Source organism: Amycolatopsis kentuckyensis (genome assembly GCF_041679295.1).
GTDB classification, from domain to species: Bacteria; Actinomycetota; Actinomycetes; order Mycobacteriales; family Pseudonocardiaceae; genus Amycolatopsis; species Amycolatopsis kentuckyensis_A.
Genome location: NZ_JBGDMD010000002.1, coordinates 543865 through 559747 on the forward strand (window position 1 = coordinate 543865; position 15883 = coordinate 559747).

At 69.6% G+C, this 15883-nt stretch carries 15 protein-coding genes; 7 read left to right on the plus strand and 8 right to left on the minus strand.

All coding sequences use genetic code 11. The features are described 5' to 3' along the window. Nucleotides 1-140: 140 nt before the first annotated feature. From ACERZO_RS08670 to ACERZO_RS08685, 4 genes are all read left to right on the plus strand, one after another. Nucleotides 141-911: an SGNH/GDSL hydrolase family protein gene (locus ACERZO_RS08670; RefSeq protein WP_372664011.1), complete on the plus strand. Its 771-nt coding sequence runs from the start codon at nucleotides 141-143 to the stop codon at nucleotides 909-911. A 148-nt stretch (nucleotides 912-1059) separates the two neighbouring features. After that, on the plus strand, nucleotides 1060-2673 hold the full coding sequence (locus tag ACERZO_RS08675; protein WP_372664012.1) for a carboxyl transferase domain-containing protein: 1614 nt from the start codon (nucleotides 1060-1062) through the stop codon (nucleotides 2671-2673). A 5-nt stretch (nucleotides 2674-2678) separates the two neighbouring features. Then, entirely contained in the window at nucleotides 2679-4664 is a 1986-nt protein-coding gene (locus ACERZO_RS08680; RefSeq protein WP_372664013.1) for an acetyl-CoA carboxylase biotin carboxylase subunit, read from the plus strand. Next, entirely contained in the window at nucleotides 4661-5815 is a 1155-nt protein-coding gene (locus ACERZO_RS08685) for an acyl-CoA dehydrogenase family protein (RefSeq protein WP_372664014.1), read from the plus strand. Before ACERZO_RS08680 ends, ACERZO_RS08685 begins: the two co-directional genes overlap by 4 nt. 48 nt (nucleotides 5816-5863) lie before the next feature. On the opposite strand, the gene ACERZO_RS08690 is transcribed toward ACERZO_RS08685, so the two are convergent. The 3 genes from ACERZO_RS08690 to ACERZO_RS08700 are packed head-to-tail and all read right to left on the minus strand — an operon-like array spanning nucleotide 5864 to nucleotide 8079. Next, nucleotides 5864-7204, minus strand: a complete 1341-nt coding sequence (locus tag ACERZO_RS08690) for a hypothetical protein (RefSeq protein ID WP_372664015.1) — start codon at nucleotides 7202-7204, stop codon at nucleotides 5864-5866. Next, a complete protein-coding gene (locus tag ACERZO_RS08695; protein WP_372664016.1) occupies nucleotides 7201-7536 on the minus strand; it encodes a hypothetical protein in 336 nt (111 codons plus the stop codon). Before ACERZO_RS08695 ends, ACERZO_RS08690 begins: the two co-directional genes overlap by 4 nt. Nucleotides 7537-7551: 15 nt before the next feature. After that, nucleotides 7552-8079: a YbaB/EbfC family nucleoid-associated protein gene (locus ACERZO_RS08700; protein WP_372664017.1), complete on the minus strand. Its 528-nt coding sequence runs from the start codon at nucleotides 8077-8079 to the stop codon at nucleotides 7552-7554. Between the two features lie 147 nt (nucleotides 8080-8226). Between ACERZO_RS08700 and ACERZO_RS08705 the strand changes: the two genes are divergently transcribed. From ACERZO_RS08705 to ACERZO_RS08715, 3 genes are all read left to right on the plus strand, one after another. After that, nucleotides 8227-8739, plus strand: coding sequence for a GNAT family N-acetyltransferase (locus ACERZO_RS08705; RefSeq protein ID WP_372664018.1), 513 nt, complete (start codon nucleotides 8227-8229; stop codon nucleotides 8737-8739). Nucleotides 8740-8798: 59 nt separating this feature from the next. Further along, on the plus strand, nucleotides 8799-9644 hold the full coding sequence (locus ACERZO_RS08710) for an SDR family oxidoreductase (RefSeq protein ID WP_372664019.1): 846 nt from the start codon (nucleotides 8799-8801) through the stop codon (nucleotides 9642-9644). A gap of 111 nt (nucleotides 9645-9755) precedes the next feature. Continuing rightward, nucleotides 9756-10817, plus strand: coding sequence for an alpha/beta fold hydrolase (locus ACERZO_RS08715; protein ID WP_372664020.1), 1062 nt, complete (start codon nucleotides 9756-9758; stop codon nucleotides 10815-10817). Here the strand turns inward: ACERZO_RS08715 and ACERZO_RS08720 are convergent. From ACERZO_RS08720 to ACERZO_RS08740, 5 genes are all read right to left on the minus strand, one after another. Beyond that, nucleotides 10806-11618, minus strand: a complete 813-nt coding sequence (locus tag ACERZO_RS08720) for a peptidoglycan recognition protein family protein (RefSeq protein WP_372664021.1) — start codon at nucleotides 11616-11618, stop codon at nucleotides 10806-10808. The genes ACERZO_RS08715 and ACERZO_RS08720 overlap by 12 nt on opposite strands. Before the next feature lie 60 nt (nucleotides 11619-11678). Then, the gene (locus tag ACERZO_RS08725) at nucleotides 11679-11882 is read right to left on the minus strand and encodes a hypothetical protein (RefSeq protein WP_372664022.1); all 204 of its coding nucleotides are present in this window, start codon (nucleotides 11880-11882) and stop codon (nucleotides 11679-11681) included. A 49-nt stretch (nucleotides 11883-11931) separates the two neighbouring features. Continuing rightward, the gene (locus tag ACERZO_RS08730; protein WP_372664023.1) at nucleotides 11932-13134 is read right to left on the minus strand and encodes an acyl-CoA dehydrogenase family protein; all 1203 of its coding nucleotides are present in this window, start codon (nucleotides 13132-13134) and stop codon (nucleotides 11932-11934) included. A 15-nt stretch (nucleotides 13135-13149) separates the two neighbouring features. Next, nucleotides 13150-14445 (minus strand): acyl-CoA dehydrogenase family protein, encoded by a 1296-nt coding sequence (locus ACERZO_RS08735; RefSeq protein ID WP_372664592.1) that lies wholly within the window; start codon nucleotides 14443-14445, stop codon nucleotides 13150-13152. 99 nt (nucleotides 14446-14544) lie between these two features. Beyond that, nucleotides 14545-15750 (minus strand): low temperature requirement protein A, encoded by a 1206-nt coding sequence (locus tag ACERZO_RS08740; protein WP_372664024.1) that lies wholly within the window; start codon nucleotides 15748-15750, stop codon nucleotides 14545-14547. Nucleotides 15751-15883 lie beyond the last annotated feature (133 nt).

Genomic DNA, 15883 nt, shown 5'->3' on the forward strand with positions numbered 1-15883 from the left:
CGTGGGCCGAGTGGGTTACTTACAGGTAACTAGGGGTTCCTTGTGGAGCTTCCACCTGCTGTGATTTTCAGGTCGGTTCTGTCACAAAGGAGTGGCCCATGGGGGTTCCGATCCGTCTTTCGCGACGGTTTGTCCAGAGGTTGAGCACGGCTCTCGGGGCCGTCGTCCTGTCCACTCTCGGCGTCACGGGCCTCGCCCACGCCGCCGGGACCGTCTACGCCGCGCTCGGCGACTCCTACTCCTCGGGAGTCGGGGCCGGCAGCTACGGCAGTTCCGGGAGTTGCTACCGCAGCTCCAACGCCTACGGTCAGCTGTGGGCCAACGCCCACAGCGGCACGTCGTTCACCTTCCTCGCCTGCTCGGGCGCGAAGACCGGCGACGTCATCAACCAAGCCAACTCCATCCCCTCCAACGCGACCCTGGTCACGGTCACCGTGGGCGGCAACGACGCCGGCTTCAGCGACGTGATCCAGACCTGCACCCTCGGCAGCGACTCGGACTGCACCAACCGCGTCAACACTGCGAAGACCTACGTCAACAACACCCTGCCCCCGTTGCTGACGAACACCTACAACGCGATCAAGGCCAAGGCGCCCGGCGCCCGCCTCGTCGTCCTGTCCTACCCGCGCTTCTACACCGTGCCCGGCTCCTGCTGGGTCGGGCTCAGCGACACCAAGCGGACCGCGATCAACTCCGGTGCGGACACCCTCGCCTCGGTGATCCAGTCCCGCGCGGCGTCGGCGGGTGCGACGTTCGTCGACGTCCGGCCGTCGTTCGTCGGGCACAACATCTGCTCGTCGTCCGACGACTACCTGCACAGCCTCACCTGGCCGGTGATCGAGTCCTACCACCCGACGGTGGCCGGGCAGTCGGGCGGCTACTACGCCCCGCTGCGGAGTGCCATCGGCTGACGTTCCTCCCGCGGAGCGGAGGCCACCCCGGTTCGCCGGGGTGGCCTTTCTGCATTCCGGCGCTGCCGCGTTCCGGCGACTGGACACCCACGTTAGCGGTCGCTAACATCGGAGCGGAGGTTAACGCCCGCTAACTTCGAGGGAGCCCATGGACACGCCTGCACTGGGGACTTCGGCTGCCCCGGACAGCGAGGCCTACGCCCGCAACGCCACATCCCACGCGGAGCTCGTCGAGGACCTGCGCAAACGCTTGTCCGCCGCACGGCTCGGCGGACCGGAGAAGTCCCGCACGCGGCACGTCGAACGCGGCAAGCTGCTGCCGCGCGACCGCGTCGACACCCTGCTGGACCCGGGGTCGCCGTTCCTCGAACTCTCGCCACTGGCGGCGAACGGGCTGTACGACGACGAGGCGCCGTCCGCGGGCATCATCACCGGGATCGGGCGCGTGTCCGGCCGCGAATGCGTGGTCGTCGCCAACGACGCCACCGTCAAGGGCGGCACGTACTACCCGATGACGGTCAAGAAGCACCTGCGCGCCCAGGAGGTCGCGCTGCACAACAACCTGCCGTGCGTCTACCTGGTGGACTCCGGCGGCGCGTTCCTGCCCAGGCAGGACGAGGTCTTCCCGGATCGTGAACACTTCGGCCGGATCTTCTACAACCAGGCGACGATGTCCGCGCGCGGCATCCCGCAGATCGCCGCGGTGCTCGGCTCGTGCACCGCCGGCGGCGCGTACGTCCCGGCGATGAGCGACGAAGCCGTGATCGTCCGGAACCAGGGCACGATCTTCCTGGGCGGCCCGCCGCTGGTGAAAGCCGCGACCGGCGAGGTCGTCACGGCCGAAGAGCTCGGCGGCGGCGACGTCCACTCGCGCCAGTCCGGCGTCACCGACCACCTGGCCGACGACGACGCGCACGCACTGCGGATCGTCCGGCAGATCGTCTCGACGCTCGGTCCGCGCACCCCGCGGCCGTGGGACGTCCTGCCGACCGAGGAGCCGGCGGTCGACCCGGCCGAGCTGTACGGCGTCGTCCCGACCGACCCGCGCACCCCTTACGACGTGCGGGAGGTGATCGCGCGCATCGTCGACGGCAGCCGGTTCGGCGAGTTCAAGAAGGAGTACGGGTCCACCCTGGTCACCGGCTTCGCCCGGATCCACGGCCACCCGGTGGGGATCGTCGCGAACAACGGCGTGCTGTTCGCCGAGTCCGCGATGAAGGGCGCGCACTTCATCGAGCTGTGCGACAAGCGCTCGATCCCGCTGCTGTTCCTGCAGAACATCACCGGGTTCATGGTCGGGCGCGCGTACGAAGCGGGCGGTATCGCCAAGCACGGCGCGAAGATGGTCACCGCGGTGGCCTGCGCGCGCGTGCCGAAGTTAACGGTCGTTATCGGTGGTTCGTTCGGCGCCGGCAACTACTCGATGTGCGGCCGGGCGTACTCGCCGCGGTTCCTGTGGATGTGGCCGAACGCGCGGATCTCGGTGATGGGCGGCGAGCAGGCGGCGTCGGTGCTCTCGACCGTCCGCCGCGACTCGATCGAGGCGCGCGGTGGCGAGTGGTCCGCCGAGGACGAAGAGGCGTTCAAGGACCCGATCCGCGAACAGTACGAGGCGCAGGGCAGCCCGTACTACTCGACGGCGCGGCTGTGGGACGACGGCGTGATCGACCCGGCGGACACCCGCACGGTGCTCGGCCTCGCGCTCTCGACCGCGGCCAACGCGCCCTTGGCCGATGTCAACTACGGCGTCTTCCGGATGTGAGGCAGATGTTCGACTCAGTGCTGGTCGCGAACCGCGGCGAGATCGCCGTCCGGGTCATCCGCACGCTGCGGGCGCTCGGCATCCGCGCGGTCGCGGTGTACAGCGACGCGGACGCCGACGCCCGGCACGTCCGGGAAGCGGACACGGCGATGCGCATCGGCCCGGCCGAAGCCGCGCGCAGCTACCTTTCGATCCCGGCCATCGTGGACGCCGCGGTGTCCTCGGGCGCGCAGGCCGTGCACCCGGGGTACGGCTTCCTGGCGGAGAACGCGGAGTTTGCGCGCGCCTGCGAGGCCGCCGGGCTGGTGTTCATCGGTCCGCCGGTCGGGGCGATCGACGCGATGGGCGACAAGATCCGGGCCAAGGCGACGGTGTCCAAGGCCGGTGTCCCGGTCGTGCCCGGCGCGTCCGATGTGGACATTCCCGAAGGCGGCTTCGCGGAAGCCGCCGCTCGCGTGGGGTACCCGCTGCTGCTCAAGCCGTCGGCCGGCGGTGGCGGCAAGGGTATGCGGCTCGTGCACGCACCCGAAGAACTCGACGCCGCGATCGAGTCCGCGCGGCGTGAGGCCAAGGGCTCGTTCGGCGACGACACGCTGCTGATGGAGCGGTTCGTCACCACCCCGCGGCACATCGAGATCCAGGTCATGGCCGACAAGCATGGCAACGTCATCCACCTCGGCGAGCGCGAGTGCAGCCTGCAGCGGCGGCACCAGAAGATCATCGAGGAAGCGCCGTCGGTGCTGCTGGACGACGCCACCCGCGAGAAGATGGGCTCGGCGGCCGCCGAAGCCGCGCGCTCAGTCGGGTACGTCGGCGCCGGCACCGTCGAGTTCATCATGTCCGCGAAGAACCCCGACGAGTTCTTCTTCATGGAGATGAACACCCGGCTGCAGGTCGAGCACCCGGTCACCGAGCTGGTCACCGGCCTCGACCTCGTCGAGTGGCAGGTCCGCGTCGCGGCGGGGGAACACCTTTCCGTCCGGCAGGAAGACGTCGTCCTCAACGGACACGCGGTCGAAGCGCGCGTGTACGCCGAAGACCCGGCGCGCGGGTTCATCCCGACCGGCGGGACGGTGCTGGCGGTGCACGAACCGTCCGGCGACGGCGTCCGCGTCGACTCGTGGATGACGCGCGGCGCGGTGATCGGCTCGAACTACGACCCGATGCTGGCCAAGGTCATCGCCTGGGGTCCGGACCGCGCGGCCGCGCTGCACCGGCTCGACCGCGCACTGGCCGACACGGCGCTGCTGGGCGTCGGCACCAACACGGCGTTCCTGCGCGGGCTGCTGGCCGACGACGACGTCCGCGCCGGCCGGCTCGACACCGAGCTGGTCGACCGGCGGCTGTCCGAACTGGTCTCGCCGGACGTGCCCGCGGAGTTCTTCGTCGCGGCCGCGCTGGACCGGTTCCTCGAACTGCAGCCGTCGGGGTCCATTGTGGACCCGTGGGACGTACCGGACGGCTGGCGGATGGGCGGCTCCGGCGGCGTGGTGTTCCGGCTGAAGTCCGGCACCGCGCGCGCCGTGGTCCGGGTGCAGGGCACGCCGTCCGCGGCGACGGTGTTCGTCGATGACGCCGCGCCGGTCGAGGTCTCGGCCCGTCGTGACGGCGACGTCCTGGAGATCCGCCACGCCGGCGGGTTCCACCGCTACCGCCAGGCCTGCGGGCCGGATCGGACGGTCTGGCTCGCGCGCGACGGCCTGAGCTTCCCCTTCGGGGAGCAGGAGTTCGTGCTCTCGGCCCGCGGCGAGGCCGCCGGCGCCGGGCCGGTCACCAGCCCGATGCCGGGCACGGTGCTCGTCGTGAAGGTCGCGGCCGGTGACGTCGTGAAGGCCGGCACGCCGCTGCTGGTCGTCGAAGCGATGAAGATGGAGCACACGGTCACCGCGCCGATCGACGGCGTCGTCAGCGAACTCCCCGTCCGGGCCGGCCAACAGGTCGCGCTCGACGAAACCCTTGCCGTAGTGACGCCCCAAGAGGAGCAGCAGTGATCGACTTCCGCCTGGACGAGGAGTACGAGGCCCTCCGCAAGACCGTCGAGGACTTCGCGCACGCCGAGGTCGCGCCGGTCATCGGCGAGCTGTACGAGAAGGAGGAGTTCCCGTACGCCATCGTCGCGAAGATGGGGGAGATGGGCCTGTTCGGGCTGCCGTTCCCCGAGGAGTTCGGCGGCATGGGCGGCGACTACTTCGCGCTGTGCCTGGCGCTGGAGGAACTCGCGCGGGTCGACTCGTCGGTCGCGATCACCCTGGAGGCCGGCGTTTCGCTCGGCGCGATGCCGATCTTCCGCTTCGGCTCCCAGGAGCAGAAGGAAAAGTGGCTGCCGTCGCTGTGCGAGGGCACGGCGCTGGGCGGGTTCGGCCTGACCGAGCCGGGCGGCGGCTCGGACGCGGGCGCGACCCGCACGCGCGCCACTTTGGACGGTGACGAGTGGGTGATCAACGGCAGCAAGGCGTTCATCACGAACTCGGGCACGGACATCACGCGCCTGGTCACGGTCACGGCGGTGACGGACGTGATGGAGAACGGCCGCAAGGAGATCTCGGCGATCATCGTCCCGTCGGGCACGCCGGGCTTCGAGGTCGCACCGAAGTACTCGAAGGTCGGCTGGAACTGTTCGGACACGCACGAGCTGTCCTTTTCGGACGTTCGGGTCCCGGCGGAGAACCTGGTCGGCGTCCGGGGCCGCGGGTACGCCCAGTTCCTGTCCATTCTGGACGAAGGCCGCGTCGCGATCGCCGCGCTGTCAGTGGGTCTGGCGCAGGGCTGCGTGGACGAAAGCCTGAAGTACGTGAAGGACCGCGTCGCGTTCGGCAAGCGGATCGGTGAGTACCAGGCGATCCAGTTCAAGATCGCGGACATGGAGGTCCGCACGCACACCGCGCGTCTGGCGTACTACCAGGCGGCGTCGAAGATGCTGCGCGGCGAGCCGTTCAAGAAGGAGGCGTCGATCGCGAAGCTGGTGGCGTCCAACGCGGCGATGGACAACGCCCGCGACGCGACGCAGATCTTCGGCGGGTACGGCTTCATGAACGAGTTCCCGGTGAGCCGCTTCTACCGCGACGCGAAGATCCTGGAGATCGGCGAGGGCACGAGCGAGGTCCAGAAGATGCTCATCTCGCGCCACCTCGGGGTCGCCTGAGAACGACGACGGGGCTCCTCACCGGCCGGTGAGGAGCCCCGTCACGTCTTACTTCGGTTGCTGCTGCTGTTCCTTCTTGTCTTCCTCGGCCCAGGCCGCTTCCGCCTGCATCTGGATGTCGGTCAGGCCGCGGTCGACCTGCACGATGTCCTTGCCCGCCCAGCCCACGAAGTTCTTCGAGCTCTTGGCGTCGGAAAGCGCCTTCAGCATCGGGTAGTAGTCCGGGGCCTTGGCCTTCAGCCAGTCGTCGACGAACTTCATCTTCTTGTAGCTGTCGCCGAACTTCGTCTTCAGCCAGTCCTCGTGCTTCTTGATGGTCGAGATGTCGTGGTCGCTCAGGTGCGACTTCGGCGGCGTCGGCTTCGGCGGCTCCGGGGGCTTCGGCAGCGGCCGCGAGAAGTTCGGCGTGGTGCCGTCGCCGGGAGGCCGCGTGCTCGGGGTGGCGCCACCACCAGGACCGTCGTGCGTGACCGCCGTGCCCGGCGGGGGCAGCGGCCGCGAGAAGTTCGGGGTCGTGCCGTCGCCCGGGGGCCGGGTGCTCGGGGTGGCGCCGCCACCGGGACGGTCGTGGGTGATCGCGGTGCCCGGCGGCGGCATCGGCGTCATCTCGTGCCCGGCGCTGGAGGAGGAGCCCGGCTTCCGCTTGACCAGCTTCGACAGTCCGGTGAGCCGGGCCAGCGTGCGGCCGGCGTAGGCGACGACCTTGGCGAGCTTCGCCATCATCGCGGCGACCTGCACCGAGACGGTCGCGACGCACTTGGTCACGCCCACGGCGATCGACGCGCCGAAGGTGGGGATGGCGAGCGCGAGCGCGATCAGCATCGTGGAGATGATGTCGCCGAGGATCGTCGTGATGATGTCGCGCAGCAGCGAGCGGACCGCGCCGATCAGCGCCCCGGTGGTTTCGACCATGTAGCCGGCGACGTCGGCCGCCTTGGCGTTGGCGTCGATCCAGCCCTTCCGGTCGTTGATCGACTTGAGGAAGCTGTCGTACCCCTTGCCCTGCCACTGGGTGATCGTCGACTTGAGCGTCTCGTCGAGCTCGGTGCCGGTGTTGCGCAGCGACTCGCCGATCTTGTGCAGCTCGTTGGCGACCTTCGTGACCTCGGACGGGTTGCCCGCGACCTGGTCGAGCGGCCACTTCAGGAACGAGACGTGCTCGATCAGCCAGCCCAGCCCGGCCGCGATCAGCTTGGCCAGCGGGTCCATCGCGAAGGCGACGGTGTCGAGCACGGCGCTGATGACGTTGATGCCCAGTTCGACGCTGACGGCCGCGAGGTCGCCGCCGTGCTCGGTCTGGACCTTGCCGATCGAGTCGCCGACCTGTTTCCAGCTGTCGAAGACGCCGGCGCCCGTGGTGGAGTTCGCGGACGTGATGGGGACGGTCACTTGCCCAGCTCCGTTTCGAAGGTGCTCAAACCCTGAGCCGTGTTCGAGTCGTGGGTCGCGTACGTCTCGGCGGCCTTCTTGACGTCGGCCGCGGACTTGCCGATGTCGCCGACGAGGTTGTTGATCTCCCCGGTGATCACGGCCATCGTGACCCGCGAAGGCACGGCGAGGACCTGGGCGAGCAGGATGCCGAACGCGGCGTTGTCGAACCCGTTCGCGGCCTGCATCCGGTTCGCGGCGTCCTGCACCGCCGGTTGCGTGGTGCCGGACAGGAACTGGCTGAACTTCTGCAGCTCGGCCGGGTCGACCGAGAAGCCTTCTCCGGAAACCACTGGTTTCTCCTCCTGCTACCAGGGATTGCTGTCGCCGTCGTCCTCGTCCGGCGCGGGCCGGGGGCGACGACGCGGCGGGCCTTGTTGAGGTGGCGGTGGCGGGCGGTGCGGCGGCCGCGGCGGGCGGTCGTCGGCCTCCTGCTCCGGCATGAACACGTCGCTCTTGTCCGGCGGTGGTCCCGCGTCCGCCTCGGGTGCCGGCAGGAACTCGTCCAGCAGTTCGCGGGCGGCCGAGCTCTCGCCGACCATGCCCTCGAACGCACTGGCGACCTGGGCCGAAACCTTCTGCTGCGCCTTGCCGATCAGCTGCAGCACCAGGCCCGACAAGGCTTGCGGGGGACGTTCGTACGCGCGGGGGCCGAACCGGAGGTCCTGCAGCACGCCGCTGGGGCCGACGGTCACCGAGACCGCCCCGTCCGGCGACTGCACGCTGGCGGTGGCCGACCGGAGCGTTTCCTGTGCTGTCGCGGCTTTTGCCCGGATTTCTTCGAGTTCGACGGTGAACGCGGCCAACGGATCGCCCGGGGGCACTGACTGAGTCAATTCGTCCTCGTCGCGAGAGAGGTGGGGAACGGCGAAAGTCAATCAGCGCTCCTTGAAGCTCGGATGACGCGAACCGAGCCGACGGCTTAACGCGACGTGGATCGCCGAAGTCGGCCCGCGCGTACGCGGGGTGCGGTAAACAAGGGCATGGACAACACCGTCATCCGATCGGGTGACTCTGGGGACGCCGAAACACTGCTGCGCTTCTTCGACGAAGCCGTCGAATGGCTCGTCGCGCGCGGCAGCTCGAAGCAGTGGGGAACCGAGCCGTGGAGCCGCGTGCCGAAGCGCGTCGAACGCGTCACGGGCATGGCCGCGGATCCGGGTCTGCGCATCGCGGTGGTCGACGGCGAGCCGGCCGGCGCGCTGATCGTCTCGGAGGAGCACGACCCGCACGTGCCGCCGGTTAACGAGCGTGAACTTTACGTCCGGCTGCTGATCACGTCGCGGCGCTTCGCCGGGCGGCACGTCGGCGGGCGCCTCATCGAGTACGCGCTCGACGAGGCGCGCCGGCGCGGCATCGACCTCGTGCGCGTCGACTGCTGGGCCGGCGGCGACGGCGCCTTGCAGCGCTACTACGAGAGCCAGGGCTTCAAGCCGACCGTGCGGTTCCACGTCGACGAGTGGGTCGGGCAGGTCCTCGAGCAACGCGTGGGGTAGCGCGATCGCGGGCCAGGGGTGACACTGTTGACGCGTTGCCAACAGACGAAGGAGTCGCCATGGCCGAGGAGCTCGCGGGCAAGGTCGTCGTCATCACCGGCGGCGGGCAGGGGATCGGCGCGGCGACCGCGTCGGCGCTGTCCCGGCTGGGCGCGAAGGTGGTGATCGGCGACCTCGACCAGGTCCGGGCCGAGAAAACCGCGGGCGAGCTGGACGCCGAGGCTCTCCCGCTGGACGTCACCGACATCGCCGGCTTCACCGAGTTCCTCGACGAGGTCGAACGCCGCCACGGCCGCATCGATGTGCTGATCAACAACGCCGGGATCATGCCGCTCAGCGAATTGGAGGCGGAGAGCGACGCGACGACCCGGCGGCAGCTGGAGATCAACCTGCACGCCGTCATCCACGGGACGCGCGAGGCGATGAAGCGGATGCGGCCGCGGCGGTCCGGGCACATCGTCAACGTCGCTTCCTTCGCGGGCAAAGCGGGTTTCCCGGGCGCGGCGACGTACTGCGCGACCAAGCACGCGGTCGTCGGGCTGTCCGAAGCGGTGTACCTGGAGCTGCACGGCAGCGGCGTGCACGTCTCGTGCGTGATGCCCGCGATCGTCCGGACGGAGCTGGCGAGCGGCCTCGGCGAAGCGAAGCTGTTCAAGTCCTCGCGGCCGGAAGATGTGGCCGACGCCATCGTATCCACGCTGCGCAAGCCTCGTTTCGAGGTCTTCGTGCCCCGCTCGGTGGGCACTATGGGCAAGCTCACCCGGCTGCTGCCGCGGCGGGCCGGCGAAGCGCTGGCGCGGGCTCTCAAGGCGGACCAGCTTTTGGCTTCAGCGGCCCATTCCCCGGCCCGCGCGGAATACGAAGCGCGCGCCGCCGAGAGCGCTCCTGGCGCGTCCCAGGAGTAACTCGGACGGCCTAGCGACTGTCCGATTTGGACGTGGACGGTGTTGAGTCCACCGGCCTGACCGGGCAAGATTGACCGGAAGTGCCCGGGGACGTCGCAGGAGGCTTTCGAAATGGTTTCACCGCCCGCACGATTGGCCGCGGCGGCGTCGAACGTGGTCGGCAAGGTGCTGCACGGCGGGGTCGCCGACCTGCGCCCGATGCCGCGGGTGCTGATCGACCAGGGCCCCAACCGCTCGGTGTACCGGATGACGCACAGCAGCCGCCCGGTGTCCGGGCCGCCGGTCCTGCTGGTGCCGCCGCTGGCCGCGCCGGCGATCTGCTTCGACCTGCGCCGCGGCTGCAGCCTCATCGAGCACCTGGTCGAGCGCGGCCGCAACGCCTACCTCGTCGACTACGGCATGGTGGCGTTCTCGGACCGGCGTCTCGGCATCGAGCACTGGATCGACGAGGTGCTGCCGCGCGCGATCCGGCGCGTGAGTGCGGACGCCGGCGGCCAGCCGGTGCACCTGGTGTCGTGGTCGCTGGGCGGGATCTTCTCGCTGCTGGTGAACGCCGACCAGCCGGACCTCCCGATCGCGTCGATCACGGCGATCGGTTCCCCGGTGGACTTCACGGCGATCCCGATCGTGGCGCCGTTCCGCCCGCTGGTCGACCTGACGAACGGCCACCTGTTGACGCCGATCTACCGCGCGTTCGGCGGCGCACCGTCCTATTTGGTCAGCCGAGTGTTCCGCGCGACGGGCATCAGCAAGGAGATCACGAAGCCGATCGCGATCCTCTCGCACCTCGACGACCGCGACTACCTCGCGCAGATCGAGGCGGTCGACCACTTCATGAGCAACATGTACGCCTACCCCGGGCGGACGTTCGGCCAGCTGTACCACCGGTTGTTCCGCACGAACGACCTGGCTGAGGGCAAAGTGGATCTCAACGGGCGGATCATTTCCCTGTCGTCGGTGCGGGTCCCGACGCTGGTGGTGGCGGGCGAGAACGACACGATCGCGCCGCGGCCGTCGGTGGAGCGGGTGGTGGAGCTGCTGGACAAGGCCCCGGAGGTCCGCTTCAAGACGGCACCGGGCGGCCACCTGGGCGTCCTGACCGGCCGCAAGGCCCGCGGGACGACGTGGCGCTACCTCGACGAGTTCCTGGACGACCAGCTCTCAGCCGACTAGGTCGATTTCGAACGGCTCGGCCGCGCTGTAGCGGACGTCGGCCCACACCGCGCCGGGCACGTCGTACCGCCGGTGCGACGTCAGCCGCGGGTCGTAACCCGGGAGCTGCGCGGGGTTGTGGCCGACGCCGGCGTGGTCGGAACCCCAGGCGAGGATGCCGCCCACCCACATCGGCTTCGAGGAGCCGTCCCCACCCAGCCGGGGCCGGACGACGATCGCCGAGCCCGCGCTGCCGGACAGGAAGACGCGCACGGTGTGCTCGCCGCCGTCCGGCGGAGTTACGGTGATCCGCTCGAGGATCTCGACGCCCGCCGTCTGGAGTGCGGCGCCGGGGTTGGCGGCGCGCTCGCGCAGCCAGCCGGTGTCGATGCCGACGGGGTCGATCTTGCGGCCGACGGGCAGGCACACGTCCTTGTGCCCGGCGTACCGGTCGAGTCCGCGCGACATGTAGCGCAGCAGCGCGGCGACGAGCCGGGGGTAGGCGTCCCGCTGGGCGTCCGTCCAGTCGCCGGCGCCCGCGGATTCGGCTTCGATACCGAGGAATTCGTCGTTGACGTCGAGGAACCCGAGCCACCGCGAGGCCCCGGCGTGATAAGCGCATCCAGCGGCGACAACGTATACAGTGCCGCTGCGCCCGAGCCCGAGGTTGCACAGCGGCCCCGCGAGATCGGCGCGACCGTTGGTGACGATGTCGAGCGAGGGGTAGTCCCCGGGAGCGGAGTCGGCGGTGGCGGTGTGGTGCCCGACAACCCCTTCGACAACGCGCATGCCGCCGTGGCCGCGGGTCTGCCACCCGGGCACTTCGACAACGGGATAGCCGGTGCTACGGGCGGCATCGACGAGCCAGGGAACGTACACCGATCAGCCCTCCAGCCCGTCGTAGGCGCCGGACTCGGCTTCGGTGTCGGGAGCATGCGGATCCGCGATGCGGGCGTCGAGAGCGGACCGGGCTTCGTCGAGGTCTTTCGGACCTCGCCGGTCGGAGTCCCAGCCTTCGGCGTCCCATTCCTCTGGTGTCTTGATGGGCATGGAGTCATCGGGCTGGTGAACGATGAAGTCGGTCACGATCGGCCTCCCTGAACCCGAGGGTACCGGAGGCCGACCGCGCACGACGTCACTTCAATTCGGCGGACGTCTTCCCGAGGATGCGGCGAGCGACGATCAACTGCTGAATCTGTTGCGTCCCCTCGAAGATGTCCAGGATTTTGGCGTCCCGAGCCCATTTTTCGAGCAAAGACTCCTCGCCGTAGGCCCCGGTGAGCTCCACGCACTTCAGCGCGATCTCCACCACCGATCGCCCAGCTTTGGCCTTGGCCATCGATGCCTGCAGCGAATTCGGCTTGCGGTTGTCCGCCATCCACGCGGATTCCAGCGTCAGCAGGTACGCCGACTCGTAATCCGCTTCCAGGCGGAGGAATTCCGCCGCAGCCGCGTGCTGGGAGTTCGCCGGGCGGTCGTAGTCGATCTCCACGCCCGCCTCGGTGAGGATCCGGCGGGTCTCCTCCAGGGCCGCGCGGGCGACGCCGATCGCCATTGCCGCCACCAGGGGGCGCGTGTTGTCGAACGTCTGCATGACGCCCGCGAAACCCTTGGCCGTGTCGATTTCCGGCGTGCCGAGGAGGTTCTCCTTGGGAACGCGGCAGTTTTCGAAGCGCAGCACCGCCGTGTCCGAAGCGCGGATGCCGAGCTTGTGCTCGACGCGCACCACCTCGAAGCCCGGCGTGCCCTTCTCCACCACGAACGACTTGATCGCCGCGCGGCCCTTGGACTTGTCCAGCGTCGCCCACACGACCACCGCGTCCGCGCGCTCGCCCGACGTCACGAAGATCTTCTCGCCGTTCAACACGTAGTGGTCGCCGTCGAGACGAGCCGTCGTGCTGACCGCCGCCGAGTCCGAGCCGAACGACGGCTCGGTGATCGCCATCGCCGCCCACATGCCGGAGAAGCGCTCGAGCTGCTCGTCCGTCGCGACCGAGCCGATCGCCGCGTTGCCGAGGCCCTGGCGGGGCATCGACAGCAGCAGGCCGACGTCGCCCCAGCACATCTCGATCGTGCCGAGGACGACGTTCAGGTTGGCGCCGTTGCGGTTGCCCTTTTCGTTCTCGTCCTTGGAGCGGCGCACGCCCGCCGCGCCCGCGCCGCCCTCGCCGGAGGAGTTGAGCCCGTCCAGCAGCGCCGCGAACATGTCCAGCTCGCTGGGGTAGGTGTGCTCCGCGCGGTCGTACTTGCGCGAAATCGGCCGGAACACCTCGGCCGCGGCCTGGTACGCCTGGTTGATCAGGGCGCCGGCCTTCTTGGGAGCTTCCAGGTTGATCATGATTCAAAGCCCTTTCTAAAGAAGGACGGCGCCTTCCATGACGCCGATGGCGCGCAGGTCGCGGTACCAGCGCTCGACCGGGTGCTCCTTGACGAAGCCGTGCCCGCCGAGCAGCTGCACGCCCGCGCTGCCGATCTGCATGCCCTTGTCCGTGGCCAGCTTCCGGGCCAGCGCGACCTCCCGCGCGTAGGGTTTGCCCTGCTCGGCCCGCGCCGCCGCGCGCAGCGTCACCAGGCGCAGGCCCTCCAGCTCGATCGCGATGTCCGCGACGGAGAACGCCACCGCCTGCCGGTGGCTGATCGGCTCGCCGAACGCCACCCGCTCGTTGACGTAGGGGACGACGTAGTCGAGGACGGCCTTCGCGGTGCCGGCGGCCAGCGCCGCCCAGCCCAGCCGCGAAAGCCGGACGAGGTCGGTGAAGACGTCGAGCTTGCCGCCGCCGAGCAGCGCGCCCGCGGGCAGGTTGACGTGCTCGAGGTGCAGCTTGCCGGTCGCGGCGCCGCGCAGGCCCATGGCCGGCTCGGCCTCGATGGTCACGCCCGCGGTCGACGACTCGACGAGGAACAGCGCGGGTCCGCGGCCTTCGAGGTCGGCCGACACGATGAACAGCTCCGCCTGCGCCGCGCGCGGGACCAGCGACTTCACGCCGTCGAGCTGGTAGCCCTTCGGCGTGCGACGCGCCTTCGTCGCGGGCTTGAACGGGTCGTAGAGCGCTTTCTGCTCCTGCAGCGCCAGCGCGGCGGCGGGCACGTTCTCGCCGACGAACGCGGGCAGGTAGTCGGCCTGCTGCTGCTCGTCGCCCCAGCTGACCAGCGCGGTGCTGACCGCGGACGGCGCGAGGACGGCCACGGCCAGGCCGAGGTCGCCGTGCGCGAGCGCTTCCGCGACGAGCGCGTTGGTGACGACCGAGCGTTCGGTGCCGACGCCCCCGAGTTCCTCGGGGATGCCGACGAGGCTGATGCCCAGCTCGGCGGCCCTGGTCAGCAGTCCTTCGGGCGCCTCGAGCTTGGCGTCGGCGTCCGCGGCGGCCGGGCGCAGCTGCTCGGCGGCGAACTCGGTGACCGTCTCGACGATGAGCTGCTGGTCCTCGCTCGGGGTGAGGTCGAACAACCCGGTGTCGGACGACGGCGCGAGCCGGGCGGGCTTGCCCAGCTTCTGCACCGACTTGAACGACCGGGTCGCCGCGCCGGCGACGCGGAAGCCGTTGCGCGTTCCCGCGGTGACCAGGCCTTCGATGGGCTTGCGCAGCCCCGCCCGATCGACGACCTTGCTCCCGGCCAGCCGGGTCAGCGCGGAAAGGCCCCAGCCCATCGCGTCCCGTTTCCTTGGCGCAGCCATGTGGCCCTCCATCCGTTACCTACTCGCCAGTAGGTTAACCGCTGGGCTGGGATCGCGCCAGTGTGGGCTCACTTACGAGTGCGCGGTCTGCACCTTTCTGCGCCACTCGGCGAACCGGAGTCGTTCGAAAGTGATGAGCCCGAGCACGACCGCGGCGACGACCAGCAGCAGCGCGGCGGCGGGCACGTGCTCCAGCAACGGCGTCGCCGCGACCAGCAGCACGCCGACGACCAGCCGCTGGACGTTCCAGCTGCCGAGGTTGCGCTTGCGCAGCGCGCTCAGCGCGATCAGGTACACCGCGAGCCCGCCGGTCAGCGCCCAGATCGGGACGCCGTGCAGCGCTTCGCCCGGCGAGTGGTGTTCAGTGTCGGCAATGTATACAAACGCCTTCTTCAGGCCGAGCGCGACGAGCACGATGCCGGCGATCAGCGGCAGGTGCAGGAAGGTGTAGGAGTCGGTGGCGAGCTTCGTGCGTTCGGTGCCGGTGGCCTGGGTCAGCCGGTGCTCGGAGACGCGCGCGACGACGTCGAAGTAGGTCCACCACATCCCGGCGGCCAGCGCGAGCCCGCAGACGGCCGCGCCGGTGACCAGCCACGACATCGGCAGCGGCCCGATCCCGATGCCGATCGCGACGATCGACTCGCCCAGCGCGATGATCACGATGAGCCCGAACCGCTCGGCGAAGTGCGCGGGCGAGTTCAGCCGCCAGCCGTCCGGCCCGGCGAGGTAGACGTTGAGGTAGTCGGCCAGCAGCGCGACGACCCACAGCCCCAGCTGCCACGGCCCGCTCAGCGCGGTGCTCACGGCGAGCAGCACGACGGACGGCAGCAGCCCGACGAACATCCGCAGCAGCACTTTGCGCAACCCGGGGTCGTGCTTCGCGGCGCCGAGGTAGGCAACGAGGTGCAGCAGCCGCACGAGCGCGTAGCAGGCAACGAAGAGAACGGGCGCGAAGAGCCCACCCGGCCGGTCGACGAAGGCCTCGGGAATGGTCAGCGACACGAGGAACATCACGGTCATGGCCCCGAACATGGCCAGCCGGGCGACCCCGTGGTCGACGTGGATGGTGGTCCCGAGCCAGGCGTAGGAGCACCAGCACCACCACAGGACGGCGAGCATGACGAGCCCCTGCCCGACGCCCATCGGGCTCAGGTGGTCGGCCATCAGCTGGGTGGTCTGGGTGATGGCGTAGACGAAGACCAGGTCGAAGAAGAGCTCGATGGTCGAGACGCGGTGGTCCTCATCCGCGCTCACCAGGTGCAGTCGTCTCGTGGGCACGCCGAATTATGGACGAAACAAGGACAAGGAGGACCGGTTTCCCGGTAACGCCCTGCGCGAACATGGCCGGGCGTGCATGGGTCTGGGACAATGAACGACGGGACGGGGAGGTGTCGCGTGGATTCGCTTTCGG

Bases quoted from the DNA above. Each gene is read 5' to 3' on its own strand.
- ACERZO_RS08675 (WP_372664012.1), top strand. From the start codon at position 1,060: ATGGACACGCCTGCACTGGGGACTTCGGCTGCCCCGGACAGCGAGGCC.
- ACERZO_RS08680 (WP_372664013.1), top strand. From the start codon at position 2,679: ATGTTCGACTCAGTGCTGGTCGCGAACCGCGGCGAGATCGCCGTCCGG.
- ACERZO_RS08705 (WP_372664018.1), top strand. From the start codon at position 8,227: ATGGACAACACCGTCATCCGATCGGGTGACTCTGGGGACGCCGAAACA.
- ACERZO_RS08710 (WP_372664019.1), top strand. From the start codon at position 8,799: ATGGCCGAGGAGCTCGCGGGCAAGGTCGTCGTCATCACCGGCGGCGGG.
- ACERZO_RS08715 (WP_372664020.1), top strand. From the start codon at position 9,756: ATGGTTTCACCGCCCGCACGATTGGCCGCGGCGGCGTCGAACGTGGTC.
- ACERZO_RS08730 (WP_372664023.1), bottom strand. From the start codon at position 13,134: ATGATCAACCTGGAAGCTCCCAAGAAGGCCGGCGCCCTGATCAACCAG.
- ACERZO_RS08735 (WP_372664592.1), bottom strand. From the start codon at position 14,445: ATGGGCTGGGGCCTTTCCGCGCTGACCCGGCTGGCCGGGAGCAAGGTC.